General features: G+C 42.3%; 21 protein-coding genes. 5 read left to right on the forward strand and 16 right to left on the reverse strand.

The features are described 5' to 3' along the window. Window positions 1-60 precede the first annotated feature (60 nt). The 9 genes from KP625_RS03430 to aroE form a co-directional block, all read right to left on the reverse strand. Window positions 61-1,260 carry a type II secretion system F family protein gene (locus KP625_RS03430; protein ID WP_238299369.1) on the reverse strand — a complete coding sequence of 400 codons (1,200 nt, stop codon included), beginning with the start codon at window positions 1,258-1,260 and terminating at the stop codon, window positions 61-63. A 142-nt stretch (window positions 1,261-1,402) separates the two neighbouring features. Next, window positions 1,403-2,191, reverse strand: a complete 789-nt coding sequence (locus KP625_RS03435) for a prepilin peptidase (protein WP_238299371.1) — start codon at window positions 2,189-2,191, stop codon at window positions 1,403-1,405. A 12-nt stretch (window positions 2,192-2,203) separates the two neighbouring features. Next, the gene (locus tag KP625_RS03440) at window positions 2,204-2,884 is read right to left on the reverse strand and encodes a PilW family protein (RefSeq protein ID WP_238299373.1); all 681 of its coding nucleotides are present in this window, start codon (window positions 2,882-2,884) and stop codon (window positions 2,204-2,206) included. Window positions 2,885-2,904: 20 nt separating this feature from the next. Further along, on the reverse strand, window positions 2,905-3,288 hold the full coding sequence (locus KP625_RS03445; RefSeq protein ID WP_238299375.1) for a hypothetical protein: 384 nt from the start codon (window positions 3,286-3,288) through the stop codon (window positions 2,905-2,907). Between the two features lies 1 nt (window position 3,289). After that, window positions 3,290-3,976 carry a hypothetical protein gene (locus KP625_RS03450; protein WP_238299381.1) on the reverse strand — a complete coding sequence of 229 codons (687 nt, stop codon included), beginning with the start codon at window positions 3,974-3,976 and terminating at the stop codon, window positions 3,290-3,292. 21 nt (window positions 3,977-3,997) lie between these two features. Next, complete coding sequence (locus KP625_RS03455) at window positions 3,998-10,666, reverse strand: type II secretion system protein (RefSeq protein WP_238299383.1); 6,669 nt, start codon at window positions 10,664-10,666, stop codon at window positions 3,998-4,000. 122 nt (window positions 10,667-10,788) lie between these two features. Further along, entirely contained in the window at window positions 10,789-11,094 is a 306-nt protein-coding gene (locus KP625_RS03460) for an AzlD domain-containing protein (RefSeq protein WP_238299385.1), read from the reverse strand. Then, a complete protein-coding gene (locus KP625_RS03465) occupies window positions 11,084-11,833 on the reverse strand; it encodes an AzlC family ABC transporter permease (RefSeq protein WP_238299387.1) in 750 nt (249 codons plus the stop codon). The genes KP625_RS03460 and KP625_RS03465 overlap by 11 nt, the downstream gene beginning before the upstream one ends. Next, complete coding sequence (gene aroE, locus KP625_RS03470) at window positions 11,830-13,224, reverse strand: shikimate dehydrogenase (RefSeq protein WP_238299389.1); 1,395 nt, start codon at window positions 13,222-13,224, stop codon at window positions 11,830-11,832. The genes KP625_RS03465 and aroE overlap by 4 nt, the downstream gene beginning before the upstream one ends. A gap of 152 nt (window positions 13,225-13,376) precedes the next feature. Between aroE and KP625_RS03475 the strand changes: the two genes are divergently transcribed. Together KP625_RS03475 and KP625_RS03480 are read left to right on the forward strand one after the other, a co-directional pair. After that, on the forward strand, window positions 13,377-14,804 hold the full coding sequence (locus KP625_RS03475; protein WP_238299390.1) for a DUF6034 family protein: 1,428 nt from the start codon (window positions 13,377-13,379) through the stop codon (window positions 14,802-14,804). 17 nt (window positions 14,805-14,821) lie between these two features. After that, on the forward strand, window positions 14,822-16,333 hold the full coding sequence (locus tag KP625_RS03480; RefSeq protein WP_238299391.1) for a DUF6034 family protein: 1,512 nt from the start codon (window positions 14,822-14,824) through the stop codon (window positions 16,331-16,333). A gap of 84 nt (window positions 16,334-16,417) precedes the next feature. Here KP625_RS03480 and rpsO read toward each other — a convergent pair whose 3' ends face one another. After that, window positions 16,418-16,684: a 30S ribosomal protein S15 gene (gene rpsO, locus KP625_RS03485; RefSeq protein ID WP_021986042.1), complete on the reverse strand. Its 267-nt coding sequence runs from the start codon at window positions 16,682-16,684 to the stop codon at window positions 16,418-16,420. A gap of 200 nt (window positions 16,685-16,884) precedes the next feature. On the opposite strand from rpsO, the gene aroC reads away from it, so the two are divergent. From aroC to KP625_RS03500, 3 genes are read left to right on the forward strand one after another with little or no spacing between them, the layout of a single operon-like run. Continuing rightward, window positions 16,885-17,982: a chorismate synthase gene (gene aroC, locus KP625_RS03490; RefSeq protein ID WP_238299398.1), complete on the forward strand. Its 1,098-nt coding sequence runs from the start codon at window positions 16,885-16,887 to the stop codon at window positions 17,980-17,982. Window positions 17,983-18,015: 33 nt separating this feature from the next. Then, the gene (locus tag KP625_RS03495; protein ID WP_238299400.1) at window positions 18,016-19,440 is read left to right on the forward strand and encodes an MBOAT family O-acyltransferase; all 1,425 of its coding nucleotides are present in this window, start codon (window positions 18,016-18,018) and stop codon (window positions 19,438-19,440) included. 24 nt (window positions 19,441-19,464) lie between these two features. Beyond that, entirely contained in the window at window positions 19,465-20,523 is a 1,059-nt protein-coding gene (locus tag KP625_RS03500; RefSeq protein WP_238299401.1) for a GDSL-type esterase/lipase family protein, read from the forward strand. A gap of 134 nt (window positions 20,524-20,657) precedes the next feature. Here KP625_RS03500 and xerD read toward each other — a convergent pair whose 3' ends face one another. The 6 genes from xerD to recA form a co-directional block, all read right to left on the reverse strand. After that, window positions 20,658-21,545, reverse strand: a complete 888-nt coding sequence (gene xerD, locus KP625_RS03505; protein WP_238299403.1) for a site-specific tyrosine recombinase XerD — start codon at window positions 21,543-21,545, stop codon at window positions 20,658-20,660. Between the two features lie 172 nt (window positions 21,546-21,717). Further along, window positions 21,718-22,194 (reverse strand): hypothetical protein, encoded by a 477-nt coding sequence (locus KP625_RS03510; protein WP_238299404.1) that lies wholly within the window; start codon window positions 22,192-22,194, stop codon window positions 21,718-21,720. Between the two features lie 138 nt (window positions 22,195-22,332). After that, entirely contained in the window at window positions 22,333-22,887 is a 555-nt protein-coding gene (locus KP625_RS03515; protein ID WP_238299406.1) for an NUDIX hydrolase, read from the reverse strand. A 191-nt stretch (window positions 22,888-23,078) separates the two neighbouring features. After that, the gene (gene rny / locus KP625_RS03520) at window positions 23,079-24,569 is read right to left on the reverse strand and encodes a ribonuclease Y (RefSeq protein WP_370641436.1); all 1,491 of its coding nucleotides are present in this window, start codon (window positions 24,567-24,569) and stop codon (window positions 23,079-23,081) included. A 201-nt stretch (window positions 24,570-24,770) separates the two neighbouring features. Further along, on the reverse strand, window positions 24,771-25,265 hold the full coding sequence (locus tag KP625_RS03525; RefSeq protein ID WP_238299408.1) for a regulatory protein RecX: 495 nt from the start codon (window positions 25,263-25,265) through the stop codon (window positions 24,771-24,773). Continuing rightward, window positions 25,234-26,262 (reverse strand): recombinase RecA, encoded by a 1,029-nt coding sequence (recA, locus tag KP625_RS03530; protein ID WP_238299409.1) that lies wholly within the window; start codon window positions 26,260-26,262, stop codon window positions 25,234-25,236. The genes KP625_RS03525 and recA overlap by 32 nt, the downstream gene beginning before the upstream one ends. Window positions 26,263-26,481: the final 219 nt, after the last annotated feature.

A 26,481-nucleotide genomic window follows, 5' to 3' on the forward strand; every position in this document is an offset into this window, starting at 1 on the left:
GATTTCAATCTTACTGTAATATCTAATACCCAGAATCAATACATTGACTCTGAAACAAAATTAGTATGAATTTGCAATCGTCGCATATGAACCATAGATTGGCTGGATTACAGAAATAATAACAAATCCAACAACCGCCGCCATCACGACAATCATCGCAGGCTCCAGATAAGAAACCAGCTTATTCATAGCGACCTCAGAATCATATTCCATCTGGTTTGCAATCGATACAAGCATCGTATCGAGCGCACCAGTTTCTTCGCCTACAGAGATAGAGGAAGAAAGTTTCTTCGTGAATCCATCTACGCGGTCAATACTCTCACTTAAATTCATACCACCACGGACATCCGCGATGACCTGATCAAACTGTTTTTCAATATAAGAATTGCCGATTGTATTACGAGCGATCTGCAGACAATTGATAATTGAAATGCCTGCCGAATACAAACTTGACAATGTTCGTGCAAACCGGGCGGTATAAATGACGCGGCGCAGTTTTCCGATCACCGGCAGCTTCAACTCTAACTTGTCCTTTGCATACCGGACACCCGGTATTGCAAAAAGAACGTGAAAGAAAATATACAATACAACTGCCACAATAATTAAGACATACCACTTATTTTTGACAAAATTACTGATTGCAAGCAGGATTGTAGTTGAAGCAGGAAGTGCATCCATCTGTGAGAAAAGATCCTTAAACTGTGGAATAACATAACCCATGATAATTGCCACAACAACCACAATCAATACGCACAGGATTTTCGGATAGGTCATCGAACTTTTGACCTTCTGATTCAACCGGTATTCCTTCTCGTAATGCACGGACATCTGCAGCGCAATCTTATCCATGCTTCCGCTGCTCTCCGCACTTTTAATCATGTTGACGAAAAGCGGCGGAAATGCATCACCGCTCGCAGACATCGCCTCCGAAAGCGGCACACCGGAACGCACCTGTTTTAACAACCCGGTATAAACTTCGCGTTCCTTCGGCTTGATGGACTCATCTTCAGATATGATACGCAGTGCCTTTACGAGCGTCACGCCCGCCCCGAGCAGTTCACCGATGTTCTTTGCAAATTCAGAGACAACATCTGAACGCAGACGTTTGATATTAACCTTATCGGCCTGTGCCTTCGCCTGAATCAGATATTTATTTTCCTGTTTTAACCGCGCATGCAGATCAAGCTCATCCGTTGCCTGCATCGTACCGGAAACCACCTTTCCGTTTTCATCCTGCGCTCTGTATTTATAGTTTACCAAGGAAGCATCCTCCTTTTTATCTCAAGTTCAGACACAGCCTGTAAATCCACAGGCAAAAACTTATTTCCGGTTTGCAATTAGCAAGTCCATCTCACAATACGGATTTTCTTTTCTTGTGTCTATCACTTTCATGTTTTTTCTTTTAATATGTTGAAGTCATCATACTCTTCACATAATCAATATACATAGAAATCATCGTATCACCCAGATTCTGTGTCAGCGATACAAGTACACCAAACGCCAGAAATGGCCCAAATGCGAACTGCTCTTTTCTGCCTTTTTTCTTCTTGACAAGCAGATATACCGCATACGCACCGCCGACGATAATTCCTACAAAAAAGGCCGCTACAACGCCCTTCCATCCAAGCAGGAATCCGGCTGCAAACATCATCTTCACATCGCCGCCGCCAAAGCCGTTGAATAGCATCAGAATAAACATCGGCACACTGATTGCAAACAGTCCAATGACACGCTCTATGATCGTTGGCCCCGGCAGTACCCAGATAGCAGGGATACCAAGCAACAGCAAAATCACATTCAACTGCGGAGGAATCTCCTGTGTGTCCGCATCGATCATTGTGATTACCATCAGATCACAGATTACAAGAAAGAACAACAGAGCGGACAGATGAATCCCATACATAGCAAGAGAGAACACCGCAAATACACCACCAACCAGTTCAATGATAAGCGGACGTTTTGGAAGCACGGAACCACAGTATTTGCATCGATTTTGGTAACAAATCCGGGAAAAGATCGGAATAACATCCCTCCAAGTCTGCTCGTGATCGCACTGCTTACAATGTGAATGACGGATCGTCAGCTTCTCCTTCTTCGGAAGCCGTTCAATGACAAGATTCAGATACGAAAATACGGTCACGCCCATCAAAAATACCAATATGTATATTATTGCATATAAAAAATAATTCATTTTCTACCCCTTTTACTCTGTTTTACAGTTAATCTGTGTGTCGGAATTTGCATCTAAATTATAACAATGGATATATTCCGTGTATGTAAAATCGCCATACCGCGGGCTATGCAGTGTCAGACTCATATAAATGATATTATCCGCATAAGCCCCCTTCGGCTGCGTAAATTTCAACTCCTTAATGGAATACCCCATATACGCTTTCTGGTCAAATACCCAGTCCGTACTCTTCACTTCACCACTTGCAATCACCACCGGATAATAATGCACAACAAGATATCCTTTTTCATTCACACCGATAAAGACATGACTGCCCTGTGCATCGGTAAACTCGATCTTATTATACCCTGTCGTTCCATTCTGTCCACCCAGCGTTGTATCTGTCGACAACTGCATGACATATGGCAAAGTGACCTCACTCGTCGTTCCATCCTCATTTTTTACCTCCGTTGTGATTGTCACATTCCGCGCGCCCTCAATCTCACTTCGGATCTTTGAGGCAATGATGGATGATACCTGCATGCCATCTGCCGTACCCTTCGCTGCATAATAGACGCTCACCGTATTCGCAATCACCTTGCTCGCCGCAATCATAAAAAGCCCAACCAGCATAAATGTCACGATCATTTCCACCAGTGTGAGTCCCTGATTCTTATTATGAAATTTTTGAAAAAGCTGCTTCAGTTTTTTCATTTCAACACTTGACTCCTCTTTTATTCTGATGGTTCATTTTTATGCATCACCCGAAAGACCGCCAGATCTGCACGCTCACTATAATAACGATATAAATCTGCTTCCATCACAAAGCTCGCGTCTTTCGGTGTATTCATCGTATCCGTCTTATCTGTATCAACGGTCAATGAGATCTCTGCACTGTCAAGTTTCTCAAAACCTGCATCCTTTTTGTACATTTCCTCATTTAATATACGCTGGTCTTCCTGCATATCCTTACTTTTCTTTACAAGTTCCCCGGATACACCGAGCAGATGGACCATGCATTCTGCCAGAACCATAACCAAGATCACAAACCCAACGATTACTTCCACCATTGTCGAACCTGCATTATTCATTTGCCGCACGATTTTTCTTCTCTTCATGTTACTCACGCTCCAGAAAACTCCAGCTCCAATATTCTTTCTTCTCGATTGCATTATTCGATGGATTTACAGTTTTATTCCCAGTATCCACGCCTTCCTCTGCACTCTCATACACCATACAGGACAGATTATACTTTGACAGCATAGATGCTGTCTGGTCGCCCTTTGTACAGGTTACTTTGACACAAAGTACAATGTCATTTTTTGACGTCTGATAGCTTCCATCATTTTCCCAATAGATACAGACTGAAATATCACCCGCCATTGCTGCATATTTTGTTGTATCTCCGCCTGTCGCTGCAAGTGTAAAATACCGGTACGCTGCCTTCTCCCCATGATCGGTTGAACTTTCAGATTCAAAATACGGCCAGTTGACCTGACACACGTTATAGCGAAGATACTGCCACAGCAGATTCCTGCCCTTATCCAGATCCTGCTTTTGCTTATCAAAACTCGTGTATGCCGGTGTCGTCAATTCTTTCTCAATCTCGATACTGATCGTCTTCGAAAGCTCCCGACACTGGTTCTGTGTCACCCGGCGCACCGAAGACGAAAACAATGCATAACTCACAAGCAGTAACGATAAGCAGAACACAACAACAACCATGCTGACGACAATCGCCACGATCATCGCGGAACCACGATTTTCTTCTTTATTAAATTGTCTAAGCTTTCTTTTCCTCAGCATGTATCTGTTACTGTCTTTCTATTATTTTGATATTCCGGTGATACTTAAAGTCTGTGGCTGTGTCCACTCGGCAAGTCCATCTTGTGAAATTGCTGCAAATCGAATCTTCACATCCTTCATATCATCCGTAAACCATGTATCTTTCTCCAGCATAAAGCTTGCGCTTGTCTGATCCGCTGTATAATAAACGGACTGTACCAGTGCGCCTTCTGCATCAAATCCAAGTACCTGTACCAACATCGGCTGTTCAATCGCGACTGTATAATTCACGACTTCTTTTGCAGCTGTGCCACTTCCTACTGTCACCGTTGTTCCCGCAAGCTTCGGAAACTCTGTATTTACTGCCTCCTTTTTCACCACACCTGTCCAGATCACTATGTCATCTTCATCAGTTTCTGTAATTTCACCGGCATCTGTCGTAGTTGCATCATCAACCGGAATCAGCTTCCACACTGCGACATCCGAGCTTTCATATGTATCCAGATGCTCCTCGCCGACAACCGCCTGTACCGCAACCGAAGTTGTTGTATCCGGAAGCAACACAGAAATCTGATTTTCTTCTGCGACAACCTTTGCACTGATTGCAGTCGTTGTATCCTCCAGTCGTACATTTATGGCATAGCTTACGTTCACTGGTTTTTCCTCTGTCAGAATACCTGCAAACTCGGTATATGGATTTGCCTCACACAGACTTTCTCTGCGCACACGCGCATTCGTTCCTGCATAATATACATAATATTTATCGGTCTTTGGCTCCACATACATCACACCATATGCGCCGCTTGCATCTTTGATCTGCACCTCATAATAATCGGCGCCATCCTGTACCTCGAACCGATATGCCCGTGACTCATATGTTCCAACCAAATCCTCTTCCTTTTCCGGTGCGGTCAAAGTCCAGCTCTTACCATCATAATACTGCAGGACACGCGCATCCTCTGCCAAACGCTTGACGTCCGGTGTCTCCAGTTTCCGGACTGTCTGTATTTCCTCGGTTGCTGCTTCTGCTGTAGCATGCTGTGTATCCACATCAATCACAGCTTGTTCTGTCTCATCCGGCTGTTCCGCCGTTCCAGCCGTTGTCTCTGCTTCCTTTTTATCCTCTGAAGCATCCATAACAGCCTGTTCATCTTCTGTTCTATTCAACGCAAGCTGTGTAGTCTTTGAATACTTCTTTCCATTGACTGTACAATCCACATATTGATTATTATTTTCGATATCGGCATCTGCATATCCAACCATCGCATCTACTGTACCACCTGTCACGACTCCATCACTTGCACAGCTATTAAACTTCACGCCCTTATAGCGCAGATATCCAATCATACCGCCCGTGTACCATGTTCCGGTAACCGCACCGTAATTATCGCATTTTGTAAATGTCATCGAACCACTGGTCTGATTCTCCATCTGTCCTACAATACCACCAACTGCAATATTTCCGGATGCAGTCGTCTTAACTTCTGCATAATTCGTAAGGTACTCCAGATTCTCGCCAGACATCGAATGTCCGATGATACCACCCACAGCCGTATTTTCTCCTGCTGCTTTCGCTGTCACATACCATTTATCCGCTGTAATAATCTGTTCCGTCTGCGTGCCCTTTACAATGGCATCCTTCCGGTTACATCCGACAATACCACCGGTATAACCAAGATAGTTGTCGATTGTCGTATTTCCATTTGCCTCTGCTTTATTATCCGTTGAGGAGACCGTTCCATAATTTGTACCGACGATGCCTCCGACATTCGTTGTCGACATATCATAGGTTGCTGTACCTGCCATGCCACCATGCACGCTTGTCTCTTTGCTTCCAACGGTGCTTGCCTTGACCGTTGAATTATATCCATTAGCACCAACGACTCCACCGACATGTGCCGTTATATTATTTCCGACACCGGATATACTTCCTGTAAATCTACATTCTGTTATCTGGGCTGCATCCACATCCCCTGTCTTTTCTGAGGCAATGCCACTCACTCCGACAATACCGCCGTAGCTTGCAATGGACGTACCAAGATTGCCAACAATCGTTGCATCTACAGTACACTGACTGACCGTACCTTTGTTCTCGCCGACAATACCACCCGCAACTTCTTTCGCCGTGATGGCCCCATAATTTTTGCTTGTCTGAATCTTGTTATTTGACTTGCGGCTCGCACTGATTATACCTCCTGCATGGCCGGTCTTCGCTGTTACGGATGCCTTATTCGTCGCATTTTCGATACGCAAAAAGGTGTTTGCATCATCGTATCCAACAAGTCCGCCGACATAGGTATCGGCTGTCACACTTCCACTGCCAACTTCGCCGGTCACATACATCTGCACTTCACTTGACTTAATATCCGCATTGCATACTGCATCAACCACGTTCTGTGTTGACGTCTGGTTCGTCATACTTCTAAGCGTTTCCGCTGTCGTTCTCGCATAGGTTGTATCCGTGCTGTTTACAAGCATCGTGTAACCGATGTAACCACCGGTAAATGCACTGCCCGTAATCGTGCCGGAAAAATTAGACATGTCCGCATTAGTTTTTATTCGATAATATTGAATATTATCTGCTTCCTGAACCAACTCCGTTGTATAAAATATCAATCTTGCTTTTTGTTTTATTTTATCAAATGTGTCCTGAGAAGTAATATTTATAGGTATACCGCTAAGTTGTAAATATTCTCCCTTTGACAACTTACCCCTATAATAATTATTGGAACTTTTCTTTTGTGTTATCTCTAATCGTTTTAATTCTTTATTATTTACAACTTCTGCATCTCCATAATTATACTCATTTACCCCAAATTCTCCTTCATCATATGGCAAAAGTATCTTCAAATTAAAAATATCTGAATCACTGTTGTTTGTTACCTTAAAATACCAATACCATTGATTTCCCAATAGTTCTAATGTATAAAGACTATCATTCATGCCAACTTCATGTTCATTTTTCTTTGTAATAACGGTATTTCCAGGTTTCAAACTTCCTTTATTATCATCTCCTCCATCGTAGAAAAATTCAATATCAGTCAAATCAAATGAGTACATGTCATCATAAGACAAAAACGTTAATTCCATCTTCCTCGGTCTACTTTGAGATTTCGCCTGAACAGCATTATTCTCATTAGTATGGTCAGCATCTGATTTGAAAGTTTCATACGTTATAACTGTTTCTTTTTCAGTTTCTTCTCTAAGAGTCGTAGATCCACCGTCTGCGTTATATAAATCTGCATCTGCACCTTTTCCCAAATGTAATTTCATACTCCAATTATACAAAAGATTATCACTTTCATTATGTATAACATATGTATACTGTGCTCTTACTTTACCATCATAATATCCCACTGTTTCCCTTTGCAATGTCACATAACAAAGTTTCGTTGTATTACCAGCCGAAGAATCGGTTGCCGTATCGGAAGATCCACTCTGTCCGGGTTCCGTAACCATATTCTGGTTATAACCATTCGTATTAATAATGTTCGCGCCAATCACACCACCGACAAAATATTTGCCGCTGATGTTCTGTGTACTTACATATAATTTTTTCGCAGTTCCATTTGTATCCTGCAACATGGCTATCGACGCATTGCATCCGGCAAGTCCGCCGACATAACTTCCGTTTTCCGTATCTCCGTTTATACTTCCAGCCGTCACAGCGTAGTTTGTAACTTCCGCGTCACTGTCATTATAACCAACGATACCGCCGACATAGTTTTTACCTACAATGCGTACATTGTTATCTATTCTGTCTGTTGCTTTAATCACACCATGATTGTAACCAGTGATACCACCGACATAATCGGCTGCACTAGAAACCGGATATATTCCTGCAACAGTCGCTTCACCCGATGTATCACGATTTTCAAGCAAGGAACCTGCATTGTAGCCACTGATACCTCCTGCATATATACCGGTTGCATAGACAACACCCTTATTCTGCCAGTTTGATACAGTGTTGTTCGGATTCACGGTATCGGATACAACGATTGGACTTGCTCCCTCTTCAACCAATACCAAAGTATCTGTGCTATTATTTCCTGTCGCTTTCTGTGTTTTGGTCAAATCTATATCTGCATTTGCGCCAATCACACCACCGACATAGGAACAACCAATCACATAGTTGTCATTTCTGCCGGTCGCATTCGTCCCATCCGCACCTGAAAGCTCCGCAGAACCGGTTGCATAACCGACAATACCTCCGACATAATCATGTCCAAATACATAGCTGTGCCTGCCGTTATCCAATTCCGCACGCACACCCTGAAGCGTACTAAAATAACTGTAACCGGTAATACCGCCTACATAAGTTCCAACGACCTTGTCCGCATAGTTTTCAAACACTGCTCCATCCTGATTTCCAAGGAACTCAGTCAAATCATCTTCTGAATAAAACGGTGTACTGTTGCTGTTTTTGATTGTGATATTCGCTAATGCAGATGCGTTATCTACATGATTTGCTGCATACACATTCACACAGCTTCCTGCTATACCGCCGATAAATTTGCTGTCCTTTTTATCTTCACCATCCTTCACGACCGCATATACGGCACCTGTATTCTCACAGTCTTCCAATGTAATGGCTGTATGGCGATTCTTCTCTGTCCGAAGTTCACCAACAACTCCTCCCACGCGTGAAAGTCCGGTCACCTTCGCAGCATTGGAAAGCTTCTTCCATGTAACCGCTGACACAACCGAATCCGAATCTGCAATCAGTGTTCCTGTAATACCACCGACATAAGACTTGCCTTTTACATAGCTGGCTGTCTCTGCATCCACATTATCATTTACGACTTCCAGGTTTTCTAAGATACCTGCTGCCTCTCCAATCAGATTCTCACCATACACCGTGATTCCGGCAAAAGAACCAACATAATCACCCGGAGACGTTACCTGTACTTCATCCAGTTTCAGATTTCCGATCTTACCATAATTTGTGATGAATAAACCAACCGGCTTTTTCTCATCATCTGCTTTACCGGTATCCGTGTCTGTATACAACATGCACAGGGCATTTCCTGCCTGCGACATATTAAGTCCCTTAATCGTATACGACTCGCCATCCGCGTTCTTACCATCCAGAGAATCTTCCGCACGAAGCTGTTTCATCGAGATAAAGAACTCTGCCAGACTTTCTGTCTCATCCTCTAATTTGATATCATTTCCATTCGTATTATAAAATGCACCGGATTCTACAAACTCTGTCCAATTGATATCCTTCGACAACTGGAAATGACAGGCTATTTTCTTCTTTTTGTCCTGCTCATAATGCGCACTGCTCAGGCGCAGTTCATCCACAGATTTATCAGTATTTGCTGTCACGTCTGTCACATAACGCATATTATAAAGATGTCTTGCATTTGCAATCGAATAGTTGTAATTCACAACCTTGTTATCTTCGCTTATATTGTTATTTTCCTCTGCAAAATAAACATATGACTGATTGCTCTGCCGCTCCGTTGTTGTATCATATGCTGCACCATAACCCTTGATGGAGCACTTGATCTTATTTGCATCCAGACCAAACCGATGAAACGTATAGGTTGTCTTGAACTTAAAGTTTGCATTTGCAACCGCTTCTGGTTTTGATGTATTCATCAATGTCTGCAGTTTCATCGCATAGCTGGCAGAGGTTGCCTGAAAATCCGCTGCATCCAATACGACACGGATTGTTCCATCTGTATCACTCCACGCAAGAATCGGAAACTCCCCCAGTTCCTGTGTACTCCAATTATTAGTTGTTTCATCCTTCACATACCGAGTGATTACACAGTTCTGTGCCTGTCGGTTCGCATAATTCTTGATCTTCGCTCCTTCTAATGTGAACTTCATAACCGGAACGCCATCCGCCATATTCTCACCGGCACAGAAATCAGAATCCACATCATAGACAGTAACGTCATAATTCATCTTCTGTGCGGCATTTGCCGGCTTGCTGACCTTGAATGACAGATTTAACGTATCTTCATTATTCAATTTCACATCGTCAATGGATGGCTTTTCCTTTGTTCCCTTTAATGCCATTGACAATGTATCCACACCATAGTAACCTACCATCCGGTCTTTTCTGTATGATTCATACCGGGTAGCAATATTGACTGTACCACGCAAAGACGTATTCTTGTTGTCGTAAACAAACACTTCCTGCTCTTCGCTATTTGATTTGGATGAATAAAGAACTGAGAACACCTGTCCATCCTCTAGGGAAAATTCGACGCAGATCGCGTCATTCAAGATAGAAGTATCATACAGATACCCCTCTAAAAGCTGATATACAATCGGTGCAGTCGGGCTTGTCGTAGTTTTCCCTGCTGCATACCGACTATAGTCACCCTTATTTGCACGCACAGAAACAAGCGTACCCTTATTTACCGTTACCCAAACGGATTCATCACTGTACGCCTTTCCTTCTTCGTAATATATGGAATCCAGATTCACCGCATCCGGACTTAAATTTTTTGTCTGCTTTGCAAAATCCTCGAGTGTTCCATTTGCATTATATTCCGACAACTGATTCTGCGCTGCCAAAAACATGGTCTCTGCATACTCATTCGCCTGGTTGAAGTCCGACCAGTCCTGCCATGCCATAAGCCCCATGACTGATATTGTGAGCAATATCGACAGCAACATCATCGTCACGATCATCTCAACAAGCGTGAAACCCCGATTGGATCCGCATCGTCTCTCTTGTGTCGATCTCATATTTATCACCTACTGTATAAAACTATTCGCTTTATTATACAAATATATCGAAAAAAAGGCAAACTTTATCAAGAGATTTTTTTTGCATATTTTTGTCATTTCAGTGAAAATTGTGTGATATCTTACACAAACAACTCCAGTATGTACACAATAGCACATGAAACAAGAGACACCACGAACATACTTGTTCTGCGCCACGCAAGGATCAGCGCCACGACGAATCCAATGCCTGCTGCAACCATACTGTTGCTCGCTGTGAGAATCGCCGGAAATGTCATAACTGCCAGCGTCACATAAGGCACATAGAATAAAAACGACCGCACCATCTTGTTCTTAATCTCTTTCTTGATCAATGTGAGTGGCAGAACACGGATTAGATATGTGACTACTGCCATCACAAGGATGTACAGATAAATATTATGCTTCATAGTCTGCCTCCTCATCTCCCGTGTTTTCATCCGGAATCGGGAACAATACGGCTGCCACCGCAGAAATCACAACGGTCAGAATAATCACTTTCATACCGGAAGAAATATTCTTAATCACCGGTATCTTCGTGAAAAGGAAGCTGGCTGCCATCGCAATGATGACAAGTCCACAGATTACCTTATTGTCTCTGGCTGGAGGAATAATGATTGCTAAGAACATACCATATAATGCGACCGAAAGCGCACTAACCACACCGCCCGGCAGTACATTGCCAAGTACCACACCGAGACAGGTGCCTATTGTCCATGCCGGAATCGCAATCGACATCGCACCATACATGTAGCACGGATTCAATTTACCTTTTCTGGCAACCGAGATGCCGAAGATCTCATCCGTCACGCCAAACCCAATAAAAAACCGGTGTATAATTGAAAATTTGGGATCAAGCTTCTGTGTCAGCGCACACGACATCAGCATATAACGTAAGTTTATGACGAGCTGCATCAGTGCAAGCTCCGCATACCCCACACCGCCGGCAATCGCTGTGATTGCAGCAAATTCTCCCGCCGATGTCGTATTCGTCAAGCTCATGATTGTTGCCGGAAGTGCATGCACCCCCGCATTTCGCGCCGCAATCCCAAGGGTAAATGCGACCGCAAGATATCCAAGTGCGATTGGAATCGCATCCCGCATCCCATCACAGTAATTTTTTCGATTTATATTCTCTGCTCCACTCATTTTATCTCATCCATCACTTCTTCTAAAGTTCCACGATCTGTCCGCACGCGGATATGGCAGGCACGTGCATAAATCGGTCCCCGTTCCTCCATCATCGACTGAATCTTCGCGTATGGGTTGTCACACTGCAGCAGTGGGCGGTTCGTACAATGCTTTACACGTGCATAGGTCGTATCCGCATCTGCCATCAGGTAATATACCGTTCCGACTTCTTTCAATAAATCACTGTTTTCCTTGCGAAGCGGAAGTCCACCGCCAGTCGCAATTACACAATGTATCTTCTCCCGAAGCTCCCTTATAACATTCGTCTCCAATGTCCGGAAATAAGCTTCCCCCTTCTTCTCGAAGATCTCAGGAATCGTCATTCCCTCCTGTGATTCGATATAAAGGTCGGTATCGACAAATTCATACCCAAGCTTTCCTGCAAGTGCCTTTCCGACCGTTGTCTTTCCGGCACCCATATATCCGATTAAGACGATGTTATCGCCACGGTTTTTCCCGTAGATTGCATCCTGCAGCGCCAGATACACTTTATCTGTGAGCGTCTCAGAAACCGTCAGATTATTCCAAAGTTCATATGCAAGGATTCCCTGATAGAGCAACATTTTTAAGCCATTTACCGCCGGCACACCAAGCTTCTCCATCTCCTTTAAGAATGGTGTCTGTGCCGGGTTGTAGATCAGATCCACACCTGCCTTTGCCATCGCATAAAAGGAATCTCCGAAATCAAACGGCATTCCATCACCCTCATGCAAACCAACGGATGTACACTGGATCATCAGGTACTTTCCATCCGGAATGCTCTTATAATCATCCGAAGCCACTGCCTGCACAACGTCTTTTCCGGCGAACATATTCATATCCTCTGCAATGGCCTGCGCACGTGCAAATGTCCGGTTTACAATATACACCTGCTTTGCGCCATAGCTGACACACATATATGCAACTGCACGTGCAGCACCGCCTGCGCCAAGCATGATAACCTTCTCATCCTTTAGCGCAATTCCTTCTGTCTCTAAGGCTTTTGCCAATCCCGGCATATCTGTGTTGTAACCCTTATAGCCACCTTCCACACGAACCAGCGTGTTGACTGCACCGATCGTCTTCGCGGCTACATCAACATCCACAAGACTCTCCATCACATGCTGTTTATGCGGCACGGTAATATTCAGTCCAAGCACACCTTCATCATATGCAAGCTTCACACAATGAGAAAGCTCCTCGTCCTCCACACAGAATGGCACATATCGTTCTGACAGTCCAAGCGCATCACTGAGTGTATCATGAATCACCGGTGACAATGTATGTTTGATTGGGTTGCCGAAGATTCCAAGCAATTGTTCCGCTTTCACATCTTCGTATCCCTGTATCGCATATTTCATGATTTCCATATCATTTTTCCTCTGCTTCATCTATAATTGTCTATAAACAGACACATTCTTCAATATAATACCATAAAAGTTAAATACTTCAACTGTTTAGATACATTTCAGATACAATTGTATTTTATAATTTAAAAAAATAAACAAGGGGGAAATTTCATATGAAAAAACATATTACAGGAATTCTCATATCTTTGCTCGTACTGTCTACCATGTCTGGCTGCGGAAAGGACAAAAAAATTACATATATGGACGAACAGGCAACGACAAGCGATGCAACAAACGCTTCAGAAATACACTTAAACTATGACATCGCAGACGAACGCATGAGCTTTACGATCGACGCAGACGTAGACACTACCCTGTCGAACCAGAGCGCACCGGTTGCAAAAGCTTCCCGGTGTGATTATACCGATGACGATATCAAACGCATTGCAGATGCCATCTTTGACACAGGCAGCTACTCTTTATTTATCCCATACGCATTTCGTTCAATGGAAGATGTGAAAAGTGCGTGTGATATCATGCAGGAAGAAATTGCACAGTATAGCGATATTGCCGACGTTCCATATACTTTGTTGCAGGAATGTTATGATGCACAGAAACGTTTAGAAGATGGTTTCTCTGCAGATCCCATCCAAAATAACGGCGAGCTGAAATGGTACACAGCTCCTGTTTCTGACAACTCAAATATAGATATAAACTCCCAATTCTGCACAATCAAGGGTACTGTCAATAACAAACCATACTATTTGTCTTTTACACGAACAGACTCCTGTTGTATGATGGTTCTCCACGCAAACTATGAGCCATATACGCCATATGCATGGTTTCTCAATCAGGATGCAAACGCTGTATATGAAAACGATTTATTTCCAAACGAATGCCAGTATTCCCAGACAGATGCAAAATCCATCGTTCTTGATACACTCCAGACTATTGGCATTACCGACTATCAAATTACCGATATCAGGGAAGCTCAGACAGCCAAAACTAATTACGAAATAAGCTCCAGCGGTCAGGTTACAGAAAGTCAAATCAACACGGATCCTTCTTACGACTCATATCTGCTCTACGGTGGCATAGTCATTGACAATCTTTCACCAATACATACAGATGCCAATTTTTCTTCTGAAATAACGCCGGAGACAGCCGATGAGAATGAGGACCCAAGCACTTCTTATACAGATACAAAATTTGGTTTTGAAGCTGTCATTGCCAATGTCGGAAATGATGGTATCAATTATTTAATTGTTCAAAATCCAATGAAAGTTGATGAAATATTAGAAACAAAAGCACACACGCTTTCTTTTGACCAGATTGATGCTATCGCACAGGATTATATCACAAAACATGACGGTTCAAATCTGCCATATTATATAACCGGCACCTATATGGTTCGTGATATTCAATATGGCTTAATCCGTGTTTCTGACGAAGATACCTCGTCCTATATGTATATCCCTGCATGGTATTATATGGTTGATGGAGAATCTTCTTCTACACAATACTGTACATTTTCGTCCTACGTTATAATCAGTGCAATTGATGGAAGTATCTATAATAATTATTCCGGAGATATCAACTAACAAAGGAGGAAACGACTATGAAAAAACTATCATGGATTTTAATTCTTATCCTTACTGTCTCCTTACTATCCGCCTGCGGAAGAAAAGAAACCGTCATCTATCACGAAGATACCGCATCCATCTCGGATGCAGCTGATAATTCCATCCGCACACTGGACTACTCTATCCCGGGTGATTTCGGTACTTTGCATGTGCAGGCACAGGTAGATACATCCCTTGCTGCACAGAATGCACCGGTTGCTACGCTGTCCCGAAACGATTTTACAGATGAGGATATAACTGCGATTGCGAAAGCGCTGTTCGACGAGAAAAGCTATACCCTCTTTGTTCCTTATGCATATCGTTCAATAGACGATTTATCTGCTGCATGTACTGCATGGGAAGAACTGTTCAAATCCTACGAGGATTTCGCTGATATTCCTTCTTACATGATTGCAGAATATTCCGATGCCAAATCTACGCTTTCACAGAAAAAACAGGATACAGTGAAAGCCGCAAAGATTCTCGAAACAGATGGAGAAATAAAATGGTATGACTACCCGGAAAATGAAAACGGGCAATATATCGATCAGCCACAGAAGTTTTGTATGTTAGAAGGAACCATCAATGGTGTACATTACTATCTGACTTTCCTGCAATCCGCAGTATCTTCCCGTATGATGTTATATCGTGATTATTGTTGTGATACGATTGACTATTCTGCAAGCCACAATACAGGCATTCCATTCTTCGAAGATTATGCAGAACAAAACGGTGAAAATTCATGTTCTTACACTCGCACAGAAGCCGACGAAATCACCGAAGACTATATGGATAAGCTGCATATACAGGACTACTCCATTCTTCAGACTCTGGATGCTTTCTGTTATCCTTACGATTTTAAAATTAACGACTCCCTTGTTGTAGAAGATCCATCAAATGATATGGCAGCGGAAGCAAACTCATATCTTGTCTATGCCGGAAGAAATCTCAATGGAATTGCACCAATCTATACAGATGCAACATTCCAACCATATCTTAGGGATCTATCTGATGCCGAAATAATGCCCGGAATCAACGATGATGGCAGCGATGGCTCAGGCTATATATTCTCACCGGATGAAAGCAATACCTATTATGGGTATGAATCATTCCTTGCCAATATCGAAAGTGATGGTCTGTCTTACCTGATCTGGAACAATCCAATGAAACAGGACACCATCAAAGAAGAACATGCTGTCACACTCTCCTTTGACCAGATTGATGCCATCGCAAAAACCTACCTTGATTCCCACTCTGACTCACAGGATGCGATATTATCTACACCAGACCCTTCCTATGAAATCTCAGTACGAAATATCTGCTATGGTATGATTCGTGTCTCCGATGCAGATCATAGTTCCTACTCCTATATTCCTGCCTGGTATTACCTGACAGATACCGGTCATGACAGTTTTTTCATCCAGAGCAGTTACGTAATCATAAGTGCAATTGATGGCGGATTCTATGATCCGTATACCGGAACTGTCAGTCAGATAAATTCAAATTAACATGAATGAAAAAAGGGATTGCTTAATGCAATCCCTTTTGTAGTGTGTGTGATTTTAAGTTTATTTACTATTGTTTTGTTTTTATTACTTTCTAAGACCAAGCTGCTCGATAAGTGTTCTGTAACGCTCGATATCCTTGCTCTTAAGGTATGCGAGAAGGTTTCTTCTCTGACCTACCATCTTAAGAAGACCTCTTCTTGAGTGGTGATCCTTTGGATGTACCTTGAAGTGCTCATTCAGGTCGTTGATTCTTGCTGTAAGAAGAGCAACCTGTACCTCCGGTGAACCTGTATCACCTGCTGTACGAGCATACTTCTCAATGATCTCTTTCTTCTGATCTGCTGTAATCATGCTTTTTTCCTCCATTTTCTTATTTTTGTCCGGTCGCTGAGTTATGGTCGGAGTGATCCTATAACCAAGTGACGGCATTTGCTATATTATCACAAGATTTTCATCTTGTAAAGCACTATTTTATACTTCCTATTTCCTTCAAAAAGATGTATAATTTCTCCAAATGTATTCTATTATAAATATGAAAGGATTTCAATACCATGGCAGGTTCTATATACGGAAAATTATTTACAGTAACAACATGGGGAGAATCTCACGGAAAAGGATTAGGGGTCGTGATTGACGGCTGTCCGGCCGGCATTTCCTTAACGGAAGAAGATATTCAGATTTACCTCGACCGCAGAAAGCCGGGACAAAATGAATTTACTACCAAACGAAACGAGGGAGACAAGGTATCTATCTTATCCGGTGTATTTGAAGGCAAAACAACCGGAACTCCTATCTCACTCGTTGTCATGAATGAAGATCAGAAGTCAAAGGATTACGGTACAATCGCAGAAAGCTACCGACCGGGACATGCCGATTACTGTTTTGACGAAAAATACGGCTTCCGGGATTACCGCGGTGGCGGACGTTCCTCCGGGCGGGAAACCATCGGCCGTGTGGCTGCCGGTGCAGTTGCCGCTAAAGTATTAAAGGAACTCGGCATTACACTTACTGCATATACACGCGCCATTGGCACTTATCGCGTTGCAGATGAGAATTTGAATCTGGATGTGATCAACAAGAATCCTCTGTATATGCCAGATATGGAATGTGCAAGCCAGGCTGCAGCCTATCTTCAGGACATGATGGAGAAAAAAGACTCTGTCGGTTCTATGGTGGAATGTATTATAACCGGAGTTCCTGCCGGGGTCGGAGAACCAGTATTTGACAAGTTGGACGCAAAACTTGCACAGGCGGTTATGTCCATCGGTGCAGTAAAAGCAATTGAAATCGGAGACGGAACCGCCGTTGCAGCATCCATCGGCTCTGAAAACAACGATAATTTCTATATAGATCACGGGACTGTCAAAAAACATACAAACCATTCAGGCGGTACGTTGGGTGGCATGAGCGATGGAAGTCCGATTTTGCTTCGTGCTTCCTTTAAACCGACTCCATCTATCTTTCAGGAGCAGGATACGATCAACCGCTCCCATGAAGAAATAAAAATGGAGATCAAAGGTCGCCACGATCCAATCATCGGTCCACGTGCAGTTGTTGTTGTGGAATCCATGTGTGCAATTACTGTATTGGATCTCCTGATGCAGAATGCCACAGTGCGGCTGGACAACCTGAAAAAGATTTACCAATAAAATAATAACTAACTATAAGAAGGATTTATTAATATGGTTTTTTCAAGTATAGAATTTATGTTCCGTTTCCTTCCGATATTTCTGATCGTATATTTTGCAGTACCACAGAGATACCGGAATCCTGTTTTGCTTATTGGAAGCTTGATTTTTTATGGAGTCGGAGAACCATCGTATATTATACTGATGATTATCTCCATTCTGGTCAATCATGGCGCGGCAGCTCTGATTTACCGCGCATGGAAACAAGAAGACGAATCAAATACATCAACAAAGACAATACGGAAAATCTGGCTGATACTTGCCATGGTTTTTAACTTTGGAATGTTGTTTATCTTTAAGTACCTGAATTTTTTTATTGGCATCATCAATGGAATCGCGGGTACAACTGTACTGAAACTAGTATCTCTCACTCTACCGCTTGGAATCAGTTTTTATACATTTCAGGCAGCATCCTATGTGATTGATATCTACCGCAGAAAATATGCGATTGCTGATGGTATTTTAGATTTTGCAACCTATCTGTGTATGTTTCCACAGCTCATTGCCGGGCCAATCGTGAATTTTGACGAAGTTAAAGATGATATGCGCAAGCGCAAAACAAGTCTGTCTAAAATCGAATGGGGCACGACTATCTTTGTGCTGGGACTCGCTTATAAGGTGTTGCTTGCAAACAAGATCGCATCCTTGTGGAATACGATCATGGTTGCCGGTGTCATGGGTATCCACCCACTCACCGCGTGGCTTGGCTCCTGGGGATTCTCGATGCAGCTTTTCTTCGACTTCTTCGGCTATTCCCTGATGGCAATTGGTCTGGGACGTATACTTGGATTTAAGTTTCCTACGAACTTCAAGAATCCATACTGTGCAACCTCTGCTACTGATTTCTGGAGAAGATGGCATACCACACTTGGACGCTGGTTCCGGGAATATGTATACATTCCTCTCGGTGGCAACCGCAAAGGCCAGAAACGTATGATAATCAATACATTTATTGTATGGTTACTGACCGGATTATGGCATGGAGCCAACTGGAACTTCCTAATATGGGGCATGTACTTTTTTGTATTACTCACGGTCGAGAAATTATTTTTACTGGATAAACTGGAAAAGCACAGGATTCTATCCCATATTTATATGCTGTTTGTAATTCCAATCTCGTGGACGATCTTCAACATTACTGATCTGCCTACACTCGGAAATTACTTAAAACGGCTGTTTTTCCTGCCGGTCAAAGGTTCGATTGAAGCAAACACATTTCCAAAGTTTCTGGAATTGTTTGGCACCTATTGGTGGCTGCTCGCAATCTGCGCTGTATGCTGTACGCCTGTACCGATCAAACTGTTGAGACGTTTTTATAAGACATGGGTTTGCAAAGTCATACTCCTTGTACTCTTCTGGCTCTCTGTCTATCAGATTGCTTCCGGAGCAAACAACCCATTTTTGTATTTTAGATTCTGATATAAAAGAAAAGGATGAATGGTGATGAACAGACAATCCAAAAAGCCAAAAAATATATGGGAATTCCTTCGGGAATGTCCCCTTGTATCTATGATCCTGCTCTCGGTAGCCGGATATACCATCTATGCTTTGTTTGGTGCCATGAGTGGTGAATTCAAATTGAAGATTTCCAAAGATCATACGATTTTTATGTCCGCAATGATTAAAGAAAAACCATTTACAGATAACGATGATTCTTCTGGCAGTCCTACCACACAGACATCGACAACAGAAGCAGATTCCGGTATTGATGCAACGGATTCCGATGCAACTATACCGGCTGTTCCTTCAGATAACCAGATTAACAATGGTCCAAAACCAATTGATCCGGTTTTTGCAACCGTCCCACTGCGAAAAGCACGTTCTGCCTATTATGACGACAATGACCGTGTAGCTCAGACAACCCCATATAATTACACAACTGTGGATTCTGATTATTTTAATGATGCTGCATTTATTGGCGACTCCCGTATTGAGGGTCTGCATGATTATGGAAGTCTCCGCATCAATTCAAGCGCAGACTTCTATTACCGGGATGGCGTCTCCATCTGGGATCTGATGGATAAAACCATGTCGAACGGTGAAACTATTCCGAATGCACTTGCCACAAAGCAATACAAGAAGATATTTATCATGTGCGGTGTAAATGAGCTCGGAACCGGTTATGCAAAAAACTATCAGGAACAATACAAAAAAGTTCTTGATCAGATTCAGGAATTACAACCAAATGCAATTATATTTATTAACGGAATCATGCATGTAACCCAAAGCTATGCAGATAATTCCGACGTCTATAATAACGATAATATTGACTGTCGAAATGCGCTTGTCTCTGAATATGCAGATGGCATACATATCTTCTACCTGGATATGAACCCATCTGTCTGTGACATGGACAACTCGATTCCTATGGGCGTGAAAGCAGATTATTCCAACGATGGCATTCACCTGCAGGCACAGTATTACTCTCTGTGGGAAGATTTCCTGATGCAACATGGTGTAAGCGATGATGCTTTTACCACTTTGCAGGAAAGTTCCAAATAATCCCTTCAACATCAGAGTTTGAAAGATGATATTCGTATTTATATAACACAAAAATCCTCACCATCAAATCATATGACGGTGAGGATTTTTCTTTTACTTATTATATGAATTGTGCATATCCAACTGCATATAAATTATGCCATCTTCGCACGTGGATGTGCCTTATCGTACTCTTCTTTCAACTTACTCTGTCTGCTGCGCAGATAAATCTGTGTCGTAGAAATATCGGAATGTCCGAGCATCTCCTGTACCGCCTTTAAATCTGCCCCATTCGATACCAGATGGGATGCAAAAGAATGCCGGATCATATGTGGTGTGATATCCTTTTCGATACCTGCCTTCGTCGCATATGCTTTGATCAACTTCCAAAAGCCCTGTCTTGTCATCGGCTGTCCCTTCATATTAGTAAACAGGAACATACTGCCATGACTGATTGACTCACGTACAGATTTGATATAGTTTTCAAGTGCCACCTTTGCAACATTCTCAATCGGAATGACACGTTCCTTCGATACATCCCTGCACAAAATATAATTCATCGTCAGATTCACATCTGTAATCTTCAGATTAATCAATTCGGATACCCGCATGCCTGTCGCGTACAAAAGCTCCAACATTGCCTTATCCCGAATCTCCTTCGGTGTCAAACGTGATGGCTGATCCAAAAGCAGGTTGATCTCCTCAATCGAAAGCGTTTCAGGTGTCCTCTTCTCAATCTTAGGCGGTTTCAATGCGTCCGCATAATCTTCTGTAATCACTCCCTGTTTCAAAAGAAACAGAAAAAACGATTTCATACTTGCAATACTTCTGGATATGGTTGCAGTGGACATCCCCTGACTCTCCATCTGAAGTACATAAGCATTCAGATCTGTTCCCCGAGCCTCGCGTACATCAACGCACCCTCTATCAGCTAAAAACCGGCTCATCTTCTTCAGATCTCTTCGATAAGAAGCAACCGTATTTGCACTTGCATGTTTCACATTATTCAAGTAATCAATGTAATTATCAATCTGTGTTTCCATACCCAAAGTCCTTCCATTCCCTCGACAAAAAGCAATCTTTTCCGACTGCTTTTCGTCTTTATCTATTACATTATAATTACTATTCAGGCTAAAATCAAACATATTTTTTTCATATTTTTTCAAATTTTGTAACATTTTGTAACATTTCTACAATATATTGAAATGCTTGTTTTTACTTACCTATATATTGCAGAAAATTTTTTAAAAAAATTTTTGAAAGGATACTCTCAGATAGGATTCCGACAAAAAACATCATAATTAGAATCAGTGCTGTTATCTGTTTTTTCTTCCTGTCTTCACCAACTTTTTGCACTTGTATCGCCAGATAATAAAGCAAACCTATATAGATTAGATAATGAGGAAACAAACACAACAGAAAAAACCAGACACCGGATATTCCTAAATAAAACATCTGGCAACTAATTCCAAAGCCAAACAAGAACAAAAGCACACTTAACCCAATTGCAAAAACCGCCTTTGACGGAAATACCTTATAAAACAGATATACAACAACTGCCTGCTTTGTGCGCTGCCAAAAGACATGTAACATTGTTTGACGCATAGTTGTCTTCATCAGTCTATCACTATCAACAAAGGGAAGCACAAACATCTGCAGATCACGATCACATCGTAACACAATATTTGCCATAATACAGCCAGCTAACACGATACACAGATAATAGAAGATTCGTCCTTTTACTTTTTCAATTTCATACGGCATACTATTTACTCCCACATCATAAAAATTAGGGAGTGATTGCTCACTCCCTAAAACATATGTGCCTGTCTACTTAAATATTCCTCGACTCTTCTTATCATAATAAGCAAGAATCGCGACAATCGTCTTGCTATCTACAATTTTACCCGAATAGATCATTTCTCTGGCTTCTTCCATAGGAACTCGAACTATCTCGATAAATTCCGTAGGATCTAAATGCCTCTGTCCTTTCTTCAGGCTGCGTCCAATATAGACATCCGTCTTTTCATCAAATGTTCCAACAGAAGAAATCATATTGCTTACATGATAGATGTCTTGCGGAATCCAGCCTGTTTCTTCCTCTGCCTCCCGCAGTGCACAGATTTCACCAGGTTCTCCATGGTAACTATACCCTCCTGCCGGGATCTCCAAATCCACCGCATCCAGAGAGTTTCGATACTGCCGTACCAAATATGTGTACTCTTGTTCATCGACCAGTAAAATACCTGCACCACCACCGGATTTATGTTTGATCAAATCATATACTACTTGTCCGCCATCCGGTGTTTCTAATATATCCTTATACAAAGCAACAATCTTTGCATCATACAATAATTCCAGGCTTTTTCTTTTAAATTCTACCATATTTATATCCTCTTTCTATCTATTTTCATTCATCATATAATTACAAACAGAATAAATTTATATTATCTACAATTTGTTCCATCCTCAATCACAGCTCACTCTATACATAATACAGGAAATAAACAAAAAAGGAAAGTATTGAAAATGTTGTATTCTCAATACTTTCCATAAATTTCATTGATAACAAATAATTACTTTGCGTAATCGGTTACCCTGGACTCTCGGATCAAGTTTACCTTGATTGTTCCCGGATACTCAAGTTCAGATTCAATCTTCTTTGAGATATCACGTGCGAGTAATACCATATCCGCATCTGTTACCTGCTCTGGAACTACCATTACTCGAATTTCTCGTCCCGCCTGAATAGCAAAAGTCTTATCAACACCCTTAAATCCATTGGCAATATCTTCCAAGGACTTCAAACGTGTTGTATATGTCTCCAACGTCTCGCGTCTTGCACCCGGACGTGCAGCGGATATTGCATCTGCAGCCTGTACAATACATGCGATCAAACTCTGTGGCTCTACATCTCCATGGTGTGCCTCAACAGCATTGATAATCGTTGCTGACTCTTTGTATTTTCTACAAAGATCGACACCAATTGATACATGTGAACCCTCCATACCTGCATCATGATCAATAGATTTTCCGATATCATGTAACAAACCTGCCCGCTTTGCCACACGAACATCAAGCCCAAGCTCTCCGGCAAGCAAACCGGACAAATGAGCTACTTCAATTGAATGCTTCAACGCATTCTGTCCATAACTTGTTCTGAACTTCATCTTACCAAGAAGACGTACCAGCTCAGGATGCAAGCCATGTACACCGACTTCCAGGGTCGCAGCCTCTCCCTCTTCACGCATCATGGTCTCAACTTCTTTTTGAGCCTTCTCAACCATCTCTTCAATACGTGCCGGATGGATTCTTCCATCCACAATCAGCTTCTCAAGTGCGATTCTGGCTACTTCTCTACGAACCGGATCAAAACTTGAAAGCAAAACTGCTTCCGGTGTATCATCAATAATTAAATCAACACCTGTCATAGTCTCCAAAGTACGAATATTTCGTCCTTCACGTCCTATGATTCTTCCCTTCATCTCATCATTAGGCAACTGTACTAAGGATATCGTTGTCTCTGATACATGATCAACCGCACATTTCTGAATGGCTGTCACAACGTAATCCTTTGCCTTCTTATCTGCTTCTTCTTTTGCTCGTGTTTCTAATTCTTTGATCATGACTGCTGTTTCATGTTTAACTTCGTCTTCAACAGTCTTTAATAAGTATTCCTTTGCTTGTTCAGAGGTTAATCCAGAAATTCTTTCCAGTTCCTGAGTTCTTTTTGCTTCCAAATCTGAAACTTCCTGCTTCAGCTTTGTGAGTTCTGCTTCTTTACGTGATAATGAAGCTTCCTTCTTCTCTACGGCTTCGGTCTTTCGATCAAGATTTTCCTCTCTGGAAAGAACACGTTTTTCCATACGCTGAAGTTCATTCCGACGATCCTTGACTTCTTTGTCAATCTCATTCTTCGTCTTCATGGCTTCTTCCTTCGCCTCAAGAAGTGTCTCACGTTTCTTTGCCTCCGCAGCTTTCAGTGCTTCATCTATAATCTCTCTAGCCTTATCCTCTGCTTTACCAAGCTTTGCTTCTGCCACATTCTTACGATACGCAATAGCCAGAAACCAGGTAACGAGAATTGCAACCACGAGTATTACAGCGAAAATCACATACTTGATTGCTTCGTCTGACAACTCAGGAGCACCTCCTTATTTAGTTTTGTTGCATAACTACAACACTTAAATATTATACTTTTTTTATACTAGTGTCAAGGAATACTTTGTTTTTTTTATGCAATTTGTAAGAAAAAAACGAATACTTTTCTATATTTTTTCAATATTTTTTCTATATTCTGACACTGCTCTGCGAATATCCTCATACCTAAATCCCCGGCGTGCGAAGAAAGAATACATGCGCCTCATCTGTCCCGCATCTGTAAAATTCAGGTTACCATAACGTCTTTCCAGTAAATCGTAAATGGTCTCCGCTTCGTCCGGCACCAGTTCTGTACACAATTCTCGCGTCATCTCGGAGTCTACCCCTTTACCGGATAATTCCATTGTAATGCGCCGTCTGCCTTTTCCCCGCATCTGACTTCGAATATAGGATGTGGCATATCGTTCATCATTGATATAGCCATAAGACATCAACTTCTCGATGGTCTCTGTAATCTCCGCTTCCTCATATCCCTTCTCTGTCAATTTATCACAAAGTTCCTTCCGGGAACGATCCCGGAAGGTAAGATAGTAAATTGCTGTATCAAATGCACTGTATGTAGTTGGTTGCTTATGACTCTTCGTTCTCTGTCTGTTCTGCATCTACGCCAATCCCACACTTATTTCGTACCTGCTGCTCGATCTCTTCCATCACTTCCGGATTATTCGCAAGATAGAGCTTTGTATTCTCACGTCCCTGTCCGATCTTCTCACCATTGTAAGAGTACCACGCACCTGCCTTGTTGATGATATCATGCAAAACAGCCAGATCCAGAATATCACCTTCCTTGGAAATACCCTTACCAAACATAATATCAAACTCAGCTTCCTTAAATGGTGGCGCAACCTTATTCTTTACAACTTTGACTCTTGTACGGTTACCAACGACTTCGCCGCCAACCTTCAGTGTCTCAATCCGACGTACATCCAGACGAACGGATGCATAGAACTTCAATGCACGTCCACCGGTTGTTGTCTCCGGGTTACCAAACATCACGCCTACCTTCTCACGAAGCTGATTAATAAAGATAACCACACAATTGGACTTACTGATAATTCCGGTCAGCTTCCGAAGTGCCTGAGACATCAATCTCGCATGCAGACCAACATGTGAATCACCCATCTCTCCGTCAATCTCTGCCTTCGGTACAAGTGCTGCCACAGAGTCCACAATAATTACATCTACCGCACCGGAACGAACCATCGTCTCTGTAATCTCCAATGCCTGCTCACCGTTATCCGGCTGTGAAATATACAGGTTATCAATATCAACGCCAATGTGAGCCGCATAAGTCGGATCGAGTGCATGCTCTGCATCAATAAATCCTGCAATACCACCCATCTTCTGTACTTCTGCAACAACATGCAATGCAACCGTTGTCTTACCACTTGACTCCGGGCCATAAATCTCAATAATACGTCCTCTTGGCATACCGCCGAGTCCAAGTGCCAGATCCAGACTCAGAGAACCTGTCGGAACTACATCAATTCCCATATTTGCGGACTGATCTCCGAGCTTCATCACAGAACCCTTACCATACTGCTTCTCAATCTGCGCCAGTGCCGCATCCAATGCTTTCATCTTTTCTTCGCTTGCCATACCATAAACCTCCGTTATCTTCCATCTATGTTATCAAAACATATGTTCGTTTCGTTTGTTCTACTATACTACACTTCTGTTCGAAAAGTCAACAGGAAATTCGAACATTTGTTCATTTTATTATCTCTTTTGTAAATCGAAACAATGCGCTGTGAAAATTGTACCTTATACATTCTACAAAGTAAAGCAATTATTTGTAGCATTTTGTTCGATTGTACC

This window comes from Eubacterium sp. MSJ-33, from assembly GCF_022174665.1.
Classification (GTDB): domain Bacteria; phylum Bacillota; class Clostridia; order Lachnospirales; family Lachnospiraceae; genus Coprococcus_C.

Excerpts from the sequence above, each read along its gene's own strand:
- recA (WP_238299409.1), bottom strand. The coding sequence starts at position 26,262 with ATGGCAAGCGAAGAAAAGATGAAAGCATTGGATGCGGCACTGGCGCAG.
- aroE (WP_238299389.1), bottom strand. The coding sequence starts at position 13,224 with ATGGAAATCATGAAATATGCGATACAGGGATACGAAGATGTGAAAGCG.
- KP625_RS03475 (WP_238299390.1), top strand. The coding sequence starts at position 13,377 with ATGAAAAAACATATTACAGGAATTCTCATATCTTTGCTCGTACTGTCT.
- KP625_RS03495 (WP_238299400.1), top strand. The coding sequence starts at position 18,016 with ATGGTTTTTTCAAGTATAGAATTTATGTTCCGTTTCCTTCCGATATTT.
- KP625_RS03435 (WP_238299371.1), bottom strand. The coding sequence starts at position 2,191 with ATGAATTATTTTTTATATGCAATAATATACATATTGGTATTTTTGATG.
- KP625_RS03515 (WP_238299406.1), bottom strand. The coding sequence starts at position 22,887 with ATGGTAGAATTTAAAAGAAAAAGCCTGGAATTATTGTATGATGCAAAG.
- KP625_RS03445 (WP_238299375.1), bottom strand. The coding sequence starts at position 3,288 with ATGAAGAGAAGAAAAATCGTGCGGCAAATGAATAATGCAGGTTCGACA.
- rpsO (WP_021986042.1), bottom strand. The coding sequence starts at position 16,684 with ATGATTACAGCAGATCAGAAGAAAGAGATCATTGAGAAGTATGCTCGT.
- KP625_RS03500 (WP_238299401.1), top strand. The coding sequence starts at position 19,465 with ATGAACAGACAATCCAAAAAGCCAAAAAATATATGGGAATTCCTTCGG.
- KP625_RS03450 (WP_238299381.1), bottom strand. The coding sequence starts at position 3,976 with ATGCTGAGGAAAAGAAAGCTTAGACAATTTAATAAAGAAGAAAATCGT.
- KP625_RS03455 (WP_238299383.1), bottom strand. The coding sequence starts at position 10,666 with ATGAGATCGACACAAGAGAGACGATGCGGATCCAATCGGGGTTTCACG.
- KP625_RS03465 (WP_238299387.1), bottom strand. The coding sequence starts at position 11,833 with ATGAGTGGAGCAGAGAATATAAATCGAAAAAATTACTGTGATGGGATG.
- KP625_RS03480 (WP_238299391.1), top strand. The coding sequence starts at position 14,822 with ATGAAAAAACTATCATGGATTTTAATTCTTATCCTTACTGTCTCCTTA.
- KP625_RS03460 (WP_238299385.1), bottom strand. The coding sequence starts at position 11,094 with ATGAAGCATAATATTTATCTGTACATCCTTGTGATGGCAGTAGTCACA.
- aroC (WP_238299398.1), top strand. The coding sequence starts at position 16,885 with ATGGCAGGTTCTATATACGGAAAATTATTTACAGTAACAACATGGGGA.
- KP625_RS03525 (WP_238299408.1), bottom strand. The coding sequence starts at position 25,265 with ATGCAGAACAGACAGAGAACGAAGAGTCATAAGCAACCAACTACATAC.
- KP625_RS03440 (WP_238299373.1), bottom strand. The coding sequence starts at position 2,884 with ATGAAAAAACTGAAGCAGCTTTTTCAAAAATTTCATAATAAGAATCAG.
- KP625_RS03510 (WP_238299404.1), bottom strand. The coding sequence starts at position 22,194 with ATGGCAAATATTGTGTTACGATGTGATCGTGATCTGCAGATGTTTGTG.
- xerD (WP_238299403.1), bottom strand. The coding sequence starts at position 21,545 with ATGGAAACACAGATTGATAATTACATTGATTACTTGAATAATGTGAAA.